The organism is Mycobacterium neumannii (assembly GCF_002245615.1).
GTDB classification, from domain to species: Bacteria; Actinomycetota; Actinomycetes; order Mycobacteriales; family Mycobacteriaceae; genus Mycobacterium; species Mycobacterium neumannii_A.
Genome location: NZ_NKCO01000001.1, coordinates 330,337 through 343,190, shown reverse-complemented (window position 1 = coordinate 343,190; position 12,854 = coordinate 330,337). Strand labels below are relative to the sequence as shown.

Below are 12,854 nucleotides of genomic sequence, written 5' to 3'. Positions count from 1 at the left end.
GGAGAGTAAATGGCCTCCGGCCAACAGAGCGGACCTCAACAAATAGGACTGGGCATGCCGGCGCCCCCGGCACCGGTTCTGGCGCCGCGACGCAAAACCCGTCAGTTCATGGTCGGCGATGTCGGCATCGGCAGCGACCACCCGATTGCGGTGCAGTCCATGTGCACCACCAAGACTCACGACGTCAACTCCACGCTGCAGCAGATCGCCGAACTGACGGCGTCGGGCTGCGACATCGTGCGGGTGGCGTGCCCGCGGCAGGAGGACGCCGACGCGCTCGCCGAGATCGCCCGCCACAGCCAGATCCCGGTGATCGCCGACATCCACTTTCAGCCGAAGTACATCTTCGCCGCCATCGACGCCGGCTGCGCGGCCGTGCGCGTCAACCCCGGCAACATCAAGGAGTTCGACGGCCGCGTCGGCGAAGTTGCCAAGGCCGCTGGCGCAGCGGGCATCCCGATCCGCATCGGCGTCAACGCGGGGTCGTTGGACAAGCGCTTCATGGAGAAGTACGGCAAGGCCACACCCGAGGCGCTGGTCGAGTCCGCGCTGTGGGAGGCCTCGCTGTTCGAGGAGCACGGCTTCGGCGACATCAAGATCAGCGTCAAGCACAACGACCCCGTCGTCATGGTGGCCGCCTACGAGCAGTTGGCCGCGCAGTGCGACTACCCGCTGCATCTGGGCGTCACCGAGGCGGGTCCGGCGTTTCAGGGCACGATCAAGTCGGCGGTCGCGTTCGGCGCGCTGCTGTCCAAGGGCATCGGCGACACCATCCGCGTCTCGCTGTCGGCGCCGCCCGCCGAAGAGGTCAAGGTGGGCAACCAGATCCTCGAATCGCTGAACCTGCGTCCGCGGTCGCTGGAGATCGTGTCGTGCCCGTCGTGTGGGCGCGCCCAGGTCGACGTCTACTCGTTGGCCAACGAGGTCACCGCCGGGCTGGAAGGCATGGACGTCCCGTTGCGCGTGGCCGTGATGGGTTGTGTCGTCAACGGTCCCGGCGAGGCGCGCGAAGCCGACCTCGGGGTGGCGTCCGGCAACGGTAAGGGCCAGATCTTCGTCAAGGGTGAGGTCATCAAGACCGTCCCCGAAGCCCAGATCGTCGAGACGCTGATCGAAGAGGCCATGCGAATCGCTGAAGAGCGTGGAACAGATGCCAGCGGTTCGCCGGTCGTGACCGTAAGCTGAATGTGATCCCAAACACCGGGTAGAGCCGCCCGGTGTCGGTTAGAAAGAGATCCCATGTCGGCACCGCCGCTGTTTCGTCACGTCGACGAACGACGGGTCTCGGTGGTGCGTGACGTCGGCGCCGTGATGCGGGTGCTCGACGAGGATCCGGTCGGCTCGTGCATGGTCGCCTGCCGGGTGGCCGAGTACGGTGTGGAGCCTTCGGCGATCGGCGGGGAACTGTGGACGCGGCGCAGGCCCACCGAATCGCTGTGCTACGCCGGTGCGAACCTGATTCCGTTGCGCGGGGACATGATTGACCTGCACGCGTTCGCCGAGAAGGCGATGAGCACCGCACGCCGCTGCTCCTCGCTGGTCGGTCGGGCCGAGTTGGTGCTGCCGATGTGGCGTCGCCTCGAAAACGCCTGGGGCGCCGCGCGCGACGTGCGCGAGCATCAGCCGCTGCTGGCGCTGAGCACGCCGCCGTCGTGTGCGACCGATCCGGCTGTGCGTCAGGTGCGTGCCGACGAGCTCGACGCCTATCTCGTCGCCTCGATCGACATGTTCATCGGTGAGGTCGGCATCGACCCGCGGCTCGGCGACGGGGGCAGGGGATACCGCAGGCGGGTCGCCGGTCTGATCGCCGCGGGCCGGGCCTGGGCCCGCTTCGAGCGCGGCGAGGTGGTCTTCAAGGCCGAGGTCGGTTCGCAGTCGCCCACCGTCGGGCAGATCCAGGGCGTGTGGGTGCACCCCGATTGGCGCGGGCACGGTCTGGGCACCACGGGCACCGCCACGCTGGCCGAAGCGGTGGTGCGCTCTGGGCGCACGGCCAGCCTGTACGTCAACGACTTCAATACCGTCGCGCGCGCCACCTATGACCGCGTCGGCTTCCGACGGGTGGGAACGTTCGCCACCGTTCTGCTCGACTGACGATCCGACTGATTTACGCTCACGGCATGGCTGACGACGACCGCACAATCGCGCGCAGAGAGATCGCCGACACGATGGTGCGCGCCCTGGAACGGCGCCACGAACTGCTCGACGTCATCGTCGATTCCGAGGACTACGACGCCGCGATCGAGTCGATCGCGAGCATGCTCGGCGCATCGCACACGGCCGCCGAGGCGGTGCTGCGGCTGTCCTTCGATCGGCTGACCAAGGTGTCACGGCGCCGGATCGCCGCCGAACTCGAGGACCTCAACAACCAGCTCAGCTTCACCATGGGTGAGCCCGCCCGCAGCGCCGACAGCATGGCGCTGCGCCCGTTCATCGCCGATGCTGATCGCGACATCTTCGCCGCGCGCACCCAGGACGTGCGCGAGGCGGGCGACGGGTCGCGCGCTCCCGCGGGCGATCTCGACGACGAGATCCGCGCGGGCCTGCGGCGCGTCGACGCCGAGGAGGCGGCTTGGCTGGTCGCGGTGCACGGCGCCGAGAAGATCGGCATGGTGTTCGGCGACCTGGTCTCCGGCGAGGTCAACGTGCGAATCTGGATCCACCCCGACCATCGCAAGCAGGGCTACGGCACCGCGGCGCTGCGCAAGTCGCGCTCGGAGATGGCCGCCTACTTCCCGGGAGTGCCGTTGGTGGTGCGGGCGCCGGCCGCGGGCTGAGCACACCCGACGCTGCCTGGGCGCCGCTCGACGCTGCGCCCCGCCGGCGTGCGCTGCGGGCTCTAACGGGTTGATCCCACCCACTGGGTGCATGCGATCAACCGGCTAAGCCCCTCCAACCCGAGAACCGGCTCCGCAATGCGGTGCGCCTCCCGGGATTGCAGGTCTCGACTTCGTAACATCTGTCCCAATGGCATCTTCAGTCACACGCATAGTGAGCCTCGCCGCGGTCGGCATCCTGATCGTCGGCCTCAACAGCGCTTGTACGCCCAAGCCCGCCGGACCCGAGACCGCCGCCGAGAAGTTTTTCGCGGCCCTCGCGACCGGTGACACCGCGGGCGCGGCCGAACTCAGCGACCGGCCCGCCGATGCGCGCGAAGACCTCAACGAAGCGTGGGCCGGGCTGCAGGCCACCCACCTGGACACGCAGATCCTGGGCTCCAAGTACGCGATGGACACCGGCAGCGTCACCTACCGCTACACGTGGCATCTGCCCAAAGACCGCACCTGGACCTACGACGGACAGCTGAACATGGTCCGCGACGAGGGCCGGTGGATGGTGCGGTGGAGCGCCACCGGCCTGCACCCGCGGCTCGGCGAGAACCAGACCTTCGCGCTGCGCGCCGACGCGCCCCCGCGGGCGTCGGTGATCGAGCGGGGCGGTACCGAGGTGCTGGTGCCGGGATACCTGTACAGCTACTCGCTGGACGCGCGCGAGGCCGGCGGGTCGCTGATGCAGACCGCGCGGGCCGTCGTCGACGCATTGCGGCCCTTCGACAACACACTCGATGCGCAGCGGCTCGCCGAGCAGGCCAGCTCGTCCAAACAGCCGCTGAACCTGATCACGCTGCGCAAGGCCGACCACGACCGGGTGGCCGCCGCGATCGGTGCGCAACCCGGTGTGGTCATCACGCCGCTGGCCGAAATGCTGCCTACCGACGAGACTTTCGCGCCGGCGATCGTCGGTGAGGTCAAGAGGGCGGTCGCGGGTGAACTGGCCGGCGACGCGGGGTGGCGGGTGGTCACCGTCAACCAGAACGGCGTCGACGTCGACGTACTCAACGAGGTGCCGGGGGATCCCGCACCCTCGATCCGGATCAGCCTCGACCGGTCGGTCCAGGTCGCCGCGCAGAACGCGGTCAACTTCACCGGCAAGAAGGCGATGATCGTCGTGATCAAACCGTCGACCGGTGAGATCCTGGCCGTCGCGCAGAACGCCGCCGCCGACACCGAGGGCCTCATCGCCACCACCGGCCTGTATCCGCCCGGGTCGACGTTCAAGATGGTGACCGCCGGAGCTGCCATCGAACGCGATATGGCCACTCCGAACACGATGCTTCCGTGCCCCGGCACCATGGACATCGGCCACCGGACCGTGCCCAACTACGGCGGCTTCGACCTCGGCACCGTGCCGATGTCGCGGGCGTTCGCCAGTTCCTGCAACACCACCTTCGCCGAGCTGGCCAGCCGGATGCCGCCGCGCGGGTTGACGATGGCCGCGGCCAAATACGGCATCGGCGCCGACTACGACATCCCCGGGCTGAGGACCGTGACCGGCTCCGTACCGCCCACCGTCGACCTCGCCGAGCGCACCGAGGACGGCTTCGGTCAGGGCAAGGTGTTGGCCAGCCCGTTCGGTATGGCGTTGGCCGCGGCGACCGTTGCCGCCGGCAAAACCCCTGTCCCGCAACTGATCCAGGGTAAAGAGACCGAGGTCGCCGAGAGCCCGGCACCGATGGACCCGAAGATCGTCGAGGGGCTGCGGCCGATGATGCGACTGGTGGTGACCAACGGCACCGCCGAGGACCTGCAGGGCGCGGGCGACGTGCGCGGCAAGACCGGTGAGGCGGAGTTCGCGGGCGGTTCGCACTCCTGGTTCGCCGGATACCGCGGCGACATGGCGTTCGCGGCGATGATCGTCGGGGGCGGTTCCTCGGAGTACGCGGTGCGCATGCTCAAGGGCATGCTCGACGGACTGCCGCCGGACTACCTGGCCTGATCGGGCGTCATCGCCGTACCGTGGAGCGTGCGATGACCGAGACCAACCACGACGCCATGCGCGTCTCCGACGCCGACCGCAACGGCACGCTGCGGCGACTGCACAACGCCGTCGCGCTGGGCCTGATCGACATCGAGGAGTTCGAGGAGCGCTCGGCGGCGGTGGCGCGGGCGCGGCTGCACTCGGATCTGGACACGCTGGTGGGCGACCTGCCCGGACCGGGTGCGATCGTCACCTCGGCCGCCGACCGCATTGAGTTGCGCGGCGTGCTCGGCTCCCTCAAGCGGCACGGCGAATGGACGGTGCCCAGCCGGCTGGCCCTGCACCGGCGGATGGGCTCGGTGGACCTGGACCTGACCCGGGCGCGCTTCGCCGGGCCGATGGTCGTGATCGAGCTCGACCTGAAGCTCGGCGGGCTCGAACTGCGGCTGCCCGACGGGGCCAGCGCCTCCATCGACGACGTCGAGGTCAACGTGGGCAGCGCCCGCGACCATCGCAGGGACGCGCCTGCCGAAGGCAACCCGCACGTGATCCTGACCGGCAAGGTGGTCTTCGGCTCGGTCGACATCCGTGGGCCCCGCCGATCCTGGCGGTTGAGCCCATTCGACCGGCGCTAGCCTCGTCTACCCTGTTGACATGCCCGTTCGTACCGCCCTCCGCCCCGGCGTGGTTTCCCCGACGCTGCCGGTACCCCCGTCGATCCCGCGGCCGGAGTACGCCTGGAAGCCGACCGTCGATGAGGGCAGCGAACCGTGGGTGCAGACACCTGAGGTGATCGAGAAGATGCGTGTCGCGGGCCGGATCGCGGCGGGCGCGCTGGCCGAGGCGGGCAAAGCCGTCGCGCCCGGGGTTACGACCGACGAGCTGGACCGCATCGCGCACGAGTTCATGGTCGACAACGGCGCCTATCCGTCCACGCTGGGCTACAAGGGTTTTCCGAAGTCCTGCTGCACCTCGCTCAACGAGATCATCTGCCACGGCATCCCGGACTCGACGGTCATCGAGGACGGCGACATCGTCAACATCGACGTGACCGCCTACCTCGACGGTGTGCACGGCGACACCAACGCGACATTCCTTGCGGGTGACGTCTCCGAGGAACACCGGCTGCTCGTCGAGCGGACGCGGGAAGCGACCCTGCGCGCGATCAAGGTCGTCAAACCCGGACGGCAGCTGTCCGTCGTCGGCAGGGTCATCGAGTCGTATGCGAACCGGTTCGGCTACAACGTGGTTCGCGACTTCACCGGCCACGGCATCGGCACCACGTTCCACAACGGCCTAGTCGTCCTGCACTACGACCAGCCCGCGGTGGAGACCGTGCTGGAGCCGGGGATGACGTTCACCATCGAGCCGATGATCAACCTCGGCGGCCTGGACTACGAGATCTGGGACGACGGTTGGACCGTGGCCACCACAGACAAGAAGTGGACCGCGCAGTTCGAGCACACGCTGGTGGTCACCGACGACGGCGCCGAGATCCTGACAGTCGCCGACTAGGGCGCTCGATTGTGAATCCGACGACGCCCAGACACGGATTTCGGTCGCCAGATTCACAAACGGGGGGTCGCGTACTGACCGCGGGGGATGATCGATGAGCGGCGCACTCCTGGTGGCCGGAACCACCTCGGATGCCGGCAAGTCGATGGTGGTGGCCGGGCTGTGTCGACTCCTGGCGCGCAAGGGTATTGGCGTCGCGCCGTTCAAGGCGCAGAACATGTCGAACAACTCCGCGGTCACCGTCGACGGCGGCGAGATCGGCCGCGCCCAGGCGATGCAGGCCCGCGCCGCCGGTCTGGCGCCGCACACGCGGTTCAACCCGATCCTGCTCAAACCCGGCAGCGACCGCACCTCGCAGCTGGTGGTGCGCGGTCGGGTGGTCGACACCGTCAGCGCACGCGACTACATCGGGCACCGTGAGCACCTTAGAGCGGTGGTCGCCGACGAACTGAAGCAACTGCGGGACGAGTTCGACGCCGTCATCTGCGAGGGTGCCGGTTCCCCTGCCGAAATCAATCTGCGGGCAACCGATCTGGCGAACATGGGGTTGGCCCGCGCGGCGGACCTCCCGGTGATCGTCGTCGGCGACATCGACCGCGGCGGCGTGCTCGCGCACCTCTACGGCACCGTCGCGGTGCTCGAACCTGAGGACCAACGCTTGATCGCTGGCTTCGTGGTCAACAAGTTCCGCGGTGACCCGTCGCTGCTCGACCCCGGTCTGGCGCAGCTGCAGGAACTGTCGGGACGGCCGACCTACGGCGTCATCCCGTATGCCGAGGGTTTGTGGCTGGACACCGAGGACTCGGTCTCGGTGGTGGCCCGTCGCGTGGTCGGCGAACCGCAGCCCCCTCGTGGTGAGCAGTGGTTGCGGGTGGCCGCGATCCGGCTGCCGCGCATCTCCAACTCGACCGACATCGAGGCCCTGGCCTGCGAGCCGGGCGTGCTGGTGCGCTGGGTCGGCGAACCAGCCGATCTCGTCGACATCGACGTTGTCGTCATCCCCGGCAGCAAGGCCACCGTCGCCGACCTTGCTTGGCTGCGCCGCAGCGGGCTTGCCGACGCGCTGAGCGCACACGCCGCCCGCGGCCTGCCCGTGCTGGGGGTGTGCGGCGGCTTTCAGATGCTGTGCGCGCGCATCGACGATGACGTGGAATCCGGCGCAGGCGTCGTGCCCGGTCTGGACCTGCTCGACGGCGACATCGTCTTCGCGCCCGAGAAGACCCTGTTGCGTCACGAAGAACCGTTGTCCGGCTACGAGATTCATCACGGTCAGATCGGTCGCTCGGCCGAGGAACAGTGGCTCGGGGTGGGCTTGCGGCGCGGGGCGGTGTACGGCACCCACTGGCACGGCGTGCTCGACAACGACGACGTGCGGCGCGCGTGGCTGGTCGAGGTCGCGCAGGCGGCCGGCCGCGACGGGTTCGTCGTGGCCGACGATGTCGACGTCAGTGCCCGGCGCGACGCGCAACTCGAGCTGATGGCCGACCTGCTGACCAGTCACCTCGACGTGGACGCGGTGCTCACCCTGCTCTCCGACGGCGCCCCGGCCCGGCCCGACATCGTGACGGGACTGCGGCGATGATCCGGCGACTCGCCGTGGCGGCCGCCCTGACCGCGGTGACGTTGACGGGTTGCGCGCACTCGACCGAGGGCTCGCCGACCTGGCCAGGCGCCCGCCTGGACCGAGCGCTGCTGACCGCGGCCGACTTCCCGCAGGGGGTGCAGTTCGACCACGTCGTCCGCGAACCCGGCGAGGGTGGCGACGGTGCTGGTGCCCCTCCGGCCATGCTGTCCCGACCGGCGGGGTGTTCGGAGGGACTCACCCGGGTGATCGCCGAGACGGGGGAGCGCGGGCCGGGCAGCGCCGCGGAGTACGTCGTGGGCTACGACGGCGCCCGCATCGTGATGACGGTGCTGACATGGCGTCTGGATCTCGACAAGCTGGCGGCCACGGCCGAACGGTGTGCGCACTTCGAGACGTTCTTCGACGAGTCCTCGCCGGGCATCCCGATGACGACGACCAGGATGGATCCATCTCGCGCCGACGCGCTCCTCTATGAGCAGACCATGCAACTCGGCGGAGTCGACAGCAGCGTCTACTTCACCTTCGAGAACATTGGGACCATGGCGGTGTACGGTGTCGCGTTCCCGACTCCGAACCCGACGATTCCGGTCAAAGCCACGCTGCCGCAAACCTTTCTGGACATCGCGGCCGAGCAGGCCGAGCGCGTCGCCGCGCTCTGAATCGCCCCGTTCACTCCCGGCGAAATGACCGCGTCGCACCTTCGACCGCTGTAGCGTGGCCCAATGCCATCCACCACGGTCACCGTCGAGGGGTTCAGCGTGCCCGTCGACGTCGCCGGTCCCGAGAAGGGGTCGGTCGTGGTGGTGCTCGGGGCAGGCCATCAGCCGGCCGCCGCCTATGACGCCGTGTGTCAGCGGCTGCACACCGCGTCGCTGCGGACCGTCGTCGTGCCTCCCGATCCCCGGCTGACCGCGAAGTCGGTGGTCGGCATCCTCGACGCCCTCGACGTGAAATGGGCGCTGCTGGTGGGGGACCGCGTCGGCGGCGAGCTGGCGTGGGAACTGGCCGCCACTCGGCTCGACCGATTCATCGGGTTGGTCGTCATCGACCGCGGGCATCCGCGCGTCGCGGACGCCGCGGGCGTGATTCGCGACGAGCACTGCCCGCCGGTGGAGATGAACACCACGGCACTGGTCAGCACCCCCGCGGCGCGTGCGGTCGCCAAGGCCAGCCAGCGCTATGTGTACGGCGACTACCGGATGGTCGACCTGCTCGGCAGGCGCAACGCCGCCGAATCCACCGCGCAGCTGGCCGCCGAGATCGTGATGCGCACCAGCACCTGGTGACTCAGGCGGGCGACTCCTCGGGCGTCCACGCCTGAGGCAGCGCCGGGCTGCCCGGGAACAGGAAGTCGACGAAAGCCTTTGCGGTGGGCTGTGGTTCGTGATTGGCCAGCCCGGGCCGCTCGTTGGCCTCGATGAAGACGTACTCCGGCTCGGTGACATCGGGCACCAGCAGGTCGATGCCGGTGACGGGGATTCCGATCGCGTGGGCGGCCCTGACCCCGACGTCGCACAGGTGGGGGTGGACCTTGGCGGTCACGTCGTGAATGGTGCCGCCCTGATGCAGGTTCGCGGTGCGGCGCACCCGCAGCCGCTCGCCTTCGGGAAGCACATCGTCGAACGACCAACCCGCCTCGGTGACCGTCGACTCGGTGACCGCGTCGATCGGGATGCGCGATTCACCGCCCGTGGCCGCCGCCCGGCGCCGGCTCTGCGCCTCGATCAGCTCGCGCACCGTGTGGTGTCCGGTCCCGACGACCTCGGCGGGCTTGCGCAGCGCCGCGGCCACCACCTTGCCGTCGATGACCACCAGCCGAAGATCGTCGCCGGGTGCCCGCTGTTCGATCAGCACGTGCGGATGTTCTTGGCGGGCGCGGGCCAGCGCGGCGTCCAAGTCCTCGGCGCTGCTGATACCGACGGTGATGCCCTTGCCCTGCTCACCCCGCGTCGGCTTGACCACGACGTCGCCGACCTCCTCGAGAAACTCGTGGTCCTTCTCGTCAAAGGTCGCCAGTCTGCCCTTGGGCACCGCGATCCCGTTCTCGGCCACCAGCCGCCGGGTGAGGCGCTTGTCGTCGCAGCGCGCCATCGCGACCGCGGAGGTGAACTCCGACAACGACTCCCGGGTGATGACGGTGCGGCCCCCGTGAGACAGGCGCATCTCACCGGCCTCGGCGTCGAGCACCTCGACCCAGATCCCGCGGCGCATGGCCTCATCGGCGATGATCCGCGCGTACGGATTGAGGTCCTCGACGGTTTCGGGCGGGTGGGTGAACAGCGGTTCGTTGATCGCGTTCTTGCGCTTGACCGCCATGACCGGCACGCGGTGGAAGCCGAGCTTTTCGTAGAGCGAGATCGCAGCCGCGTTGTCGTGGCTGACCGACAGATCCATGTAGGCGCGGCCGCGTTCGCGGTAGATCGCGGCCAGCGCCCGGGTGAGCGCCGCGCCGACACCGGGCAGGCTCGTCCCCGGGTCGACAGCCAGCGTCCACAGGCTCGAACCGTTCTCCGGATCGGAGAACAGCCGTTTGTGGTCGACACCGGTCACGGTGCCCAGCACGGACCCGTCGTCGTCACGCACCGCGACCAGGTAATCGAGGGCGTCCTGAGTCCGGTGGTTGTTCCACAGCACTTCGACGGGCGCGGGCACCATGCCGCAGCGCACGTACACGCGGTTCATCTCGTCGGCGTCGTCGGCGCTCTGCAGCGCACGCACCGAGAACCCGTTCGGCGTCTTGTCGGGCTCGGGATCCTCGGTGAACCGCAGCCGGTAGGTGTGGCTCGGATCGATGAAGAGTTCGGCGGGCGCCATCGACACCAGGACGTGGGGTTCGCGCGCGTAGATGCAGATGTCGCGTCGTCCGTGTCCCTCATGCCTGAGCACTTCGGCCAGCTTGGCGGGGTCGGCGAACGTCTGACCGAAAATCAATCGGCCCCAACCCATCTCGATGACGACATCGTCGGCCATCGCATCGACGAGATGCTGCGGTGACGCGTCGTGCAAGCCGAGGGTGATCGCTTCGGTCTGCTCCGCGTCGGGCCCGAGCGCCGTCATGCCGCGGGCCCGGTGATGCCGTGTCGCTGCAACCAAAGCTCGAGCAGCGCCAGTTGCCACAGTTCGTTGCCGCGCAGCGGCGTCAGGCGTCCGTTCGGGTCGGCGAGCAACCGGTCGATCGCGGCGGGCCGGAACAAGTCACGTTCCTTGGCCGCGGGCGCATACAACGCGTCGCGCACCATGTCCAGGTACGGACCCTCCAGATGGGTGAGCGCAGGCACCGGGAAATAGCCCTTCGGCCGGTCGATGACGTCGGACGGAATCACCTGGCGCGCGGCCTGCTTCAACACGCCCTTGCCTTCGTGGGCGATCTTCAGCTCGGGCGGGCAGGTCGCGGCGAGCTCGACGAGTTCGTGGTCGAGGAACGGCACGCGACCCTCCAGGCCCCACGCCATCGTCATGTTGTCGACGCGCTTGACCGGGTCGTCCACGAGCATGACGGTGGTGTCCAGTCGCAGACCGCGGTCGATGCCGGTCTCGGCCCCCGCCCGCGCGAAGTGCTCGGTGACGAAGTCCAGGCTCGGGTCGCCGTCGACGGCGAACGCCGGTGTCACCAGAGCGTCGTAGCCCGCGCGGTCGCGGTCGAAGAACGCCTTGCGGTAGCTGGCCACCGCCCCGTCGATCGACGCCGCGTCCGGTCCGCCCAGCGGGGGATACCAGTGGTATCCGGCGAACACCTCGTCGGCGCCCTGACCCGACTGCACGACCTTGACGTGCTTGGCCACCTCCTGGCTGAGCAGGTAGAAGGCGACGCAGTCGTGGCTGACCATCGGTTCACTCATGGCGCCGATCGCGCCGTCGAGCGCGGGCAACATGCGGTCGGTGCCGATGCGGATCTGGTGATGGTCGGTGCCGAAGTGCTCGGCGATGATGTCGGAGTACTTGAATTCGTCGCCGGCCACACCGCCGACCGATTCGAAGCCGATCGAGAACGTCTTGAGCCCGTGCTGTCCCGCCTCGGCGAGAAGCCCGACGATCAGGCTGGAGTCGACGCCGCCCGAGAGCAGGCAGCCGACGGGCACGTCGGCGACAAGGCGTCGCTCCACGGCCACGCGCAGAGCGTCGAGAACCGCGTTCTCCCAGTCCCGTTCGGACCAGTCGGCCCGGTCGGCCCTGCGGGTGAAGTCGGGCTCCCAGTACGTCGTCGTCGTGCGGCGGCCGTCGGGCTCGATCGCCACCAGCGACCCCGGCGGCACCTTGGCCACCCCGCGCAGGATGGTGCGCGGCGCGGGCACCACCGAGTGGAACGACATGTAGTGGTGCAGCGCGACCGGATCGATGCGGGTGTCCACCGACCCGTCCCTGGCGGCACCGGCCAGCAGTGCGGGCAGCGACGACGCGAACCGGACGCGGGCGGAATTCTCGCTGATATACAGCGGTTTGATGCCGAGTCGGTCGCGACCGAGCAGGACCCGGCCGCTGTCACGTTCGACGATCGCGAACGCGAACATGCCATGGAGGTGGTCGACGAACCGATCGCCCCAGTGGTGATACGCCTTGAGTAGCACCTCGGTGTCGCTGTGCGAGAAGAACCGGTAGCCATGGCCGCTGAGCTCGCGGCGCAGCTGCTTGTAGTTGTAGATGCAGCCGTTCCACGCGATCGCCAACCCCAGCTCGGGGTCGAGCATGGGCTGACCGCCCGCTTCGGAGAGATCGATGATCTTCAGGCGACGGTGACCCAGCGCGACCCTGCCCTGAGACCAGGCGCCCGCCGAGTCCGGGCCCCTCGGTGTCATCGCCTCGGCCATCGCCGAGACAGCTGCTACATCAGGTATCCGGCCGTCGAGACGCACCTCGCCGGTGGCTCCACACACGCCCTCGACATTACCCCTGTTGACGGTAGCGAAACCTGTTACGGGTGTGACGTAGGTCTAGTCAGTGCTGGTGGGACCGCAAAACCGCCCACGCGGGGCTCCCCACGGGCAACGTGTGGCGCCGC

11 protein-coding genes are annotated in these 12,854 nt (G+C 68.8%); 9 read left to right on the top strand and 2 right to left on the bottom strand.

Annotated elements, in window-relative coordinates; all coding sequences use genetic code 11:
• Positions 1-9: 9 nt before the first annotated feature.
• From ispG to CEX88_RS01745, 9 genes are all read left to right on the top strand, one after another.
• On the top strand, positions 10-1,185 hold the full coding sequence (ispG, locus tag CEX88_RS01785; protein ID WP_082693885.1) for a flavodoxin-dependent (E)-4-hydroxy-3-methylbut-2-enyl-diphosphate synthase: 1,176 nt from the start codon (positions 10-12) through the stop codon (positions 1,183-1,185).
• A gap of 54 nt (positions 1,186-1,239) precedes the next feature.
• A complete protein-coding gene (locus CEX88_RS01780) occupies positions 1,240-2,094 on the top strand; it encodes a GNAT family N-acetyltransferase (protein WP_094292167.1) in 855 nt (284 codons plus the stop codon).
• Between the two features lie 26 nt (positions 2,095-2,120).
• Positions 2,121-2,777, top strand: a complete 657-nt coding sequence (locus CEX88_RS01775; protein WP_066843060.1) for a GNAT family N-acetyltransferase — start codon at positions 2,121-2,123, stop codon at positions 2,775-2,777.
• Between the two features lie 190 nt (positions 2,778-2,967).
• On the top strand, positions 2,968-4,776 hold the full coding sequence (locus CEX88_RS01770; protein WP_094292166.1) for a penicillin-binding transpeptidase domain-containing protein: 1,809 nt from the start codon (positions 2,968-2,970) through the stop codon (positions 4,774-4,776).
• 32 nt (positions 4,777-4,808) lie between these two features.
• Positions 4,809-5,393, top strand: coding sequence for a DUF1707 SHOCT-like domain-containing protein (locus CEX88_RS01765; RefSeq protein WP_094292165.1), 585 nt, complete (start codon positions 4,809-4,811; stop codon positions 5,391-5,393).
• 19 nt (positions 5,394-5,412) lie between these two features.
• On the top strand, positions 5,413-6,273 hold the full coding sequence (map, locus tag CEX88_RS01760; RefSeq protein ID WP_094292164.1) for a type I methionyl aminopeptidase: 861 nt from the start codon (positions 5,413-5,415) through the stop codon (positions 6,271-6,273).
• Positions 6,274-6,367: 94 nt separating this feature from the next.
• On the top strand, positions 6,368-7,855 hold the full coding sequence (locus tag CEX88_RS01755) for a cobyric acid synthase (protein ID WP_094292163.1): 1,488 nt from the start codon (positions 6,368-6,370) through the stop codon (positions 7,853-7,855).
• Entirely contained in the window at positions 7,852-8,517 is a 666-nt protein-coding gene (locus tag CEX88_RS01750) for a hypothetical protein (RefSeq protein ID WP_094292162.1), read from the top strand. The genes CEX88_RS01755 and CEX88_RS01750 overlap by 4 nt, the downstream gene beginning before the upstream one ends.
• A gap of 63 nt (positions 8,518-8,580) precedes the next feature.
• Positions 8,581-9,144, top strand: a complete 564-nt coding sequence (locus tag CEX88_RS01745; RefSeq protein ID WP_066843045.1) for an alpha/beta fold hydrolase — start codon at positions 8,581-8,583, stop codon at positions 9,142-9,144.
• Between the two features lies 1 nt (position 9,145).
• Here the strand turns inward: CEX88_RS01745 and ngg are convergent, their stop codons facing one another.
• Positions 9,146-10,915 (bottom strand): N-acetylglutaminylglutamine synthetase, encoded by a 1,770-nt coding sequence (gene ngg / locus CEX88_RS01740; RefSeq protein WP_094292161.1) that lies wholly within the window; start codon positions 10,913-10,915, stop codon positions 9,146-9,148.
• On the bottom strand, positions 10,912-12,729 hold the full coding sequence (locus CEX88_RS01735) for an N-acetylglutaminylglutamine amidotransferase (protein WP_066843035.1): 1,818 nt from the start codon (positions 12,727-12,729) through the stop codon (positions 10,912-10,914). The genes ngg and CEX88_RS01735 overlap by 4 nt, the downstream gene beginning before the upstream one ends.
• Positions 12,730-12,854 lie beyond the last annotated feature (125 nt).

Coding starts and splice junctions, on each gene's coding strand:
- ispG (WP_082693885.1), top strand. CDS start 10: ATGGCCTCCGGCCAACAGAGCGGACCTCAACAAATAGGACTGGGCATG.
- CEX88_RS01780 (WP_094292167.1), top strand. CDS start 1,240: ATGTCGGCACCGCCGCTGTTTCGTCACGTCGACGAACGACGGGTCTCG.
- CEX88_RS01775 (WP_066843060.1), top strand. CDS start 2,121: ATGGCTGACGACGACCGCACAATCGCGCGCAGAGAGATCGCCGACACG.
- CEX88_RS01770 (WP_094292166.1), top strand. CDS start 2,968: ATGGCATCTTCAGTCACACGCATAGTGAGCCTCGCCGCGGTCGGCATC.
- CEX88_RS01765 (WP_094292165.1), top strand. CDS start 4,809: ATGACCGAGACCAACCACGACGCCATGCGCGTCTCCGACGCCGACCGC.
- map (WP_094292164.1), top strand. CDS start 5,413: ATGCCCGTTCGTACCGCCCTCCGCCCCGGCGTGGTTTCCCCGACGCTG.
- CEX88_RS01755 (WP_094292163.1), top strand. CDS start 6,368: ATGAGCGGCGCACTCCTGGTGGCCGGAACCACCTCGGATGCCGGCAAG.
- CEX88_RS01750 (WP_094292162.1), top strand. CDS start 7,852: ATGATCCGGCGACTCGCCGTGGCGGCCGCCCTGACCGCGGTGACGTTG.
- CEX88_RS01745 (WP_066843045.1), top strand. CDS start 8,581: ATGCCATCCACCACGGTCACCGTCGAGGGGTTCAGCGTGCCCGTCGAC.
- ngg (WP_094292161.1), bottom strand. CDS start 10,915: ATGACGGCGCTCGGGCCCGACGCGGAGCAGACCGAAGCGATCACCCTC.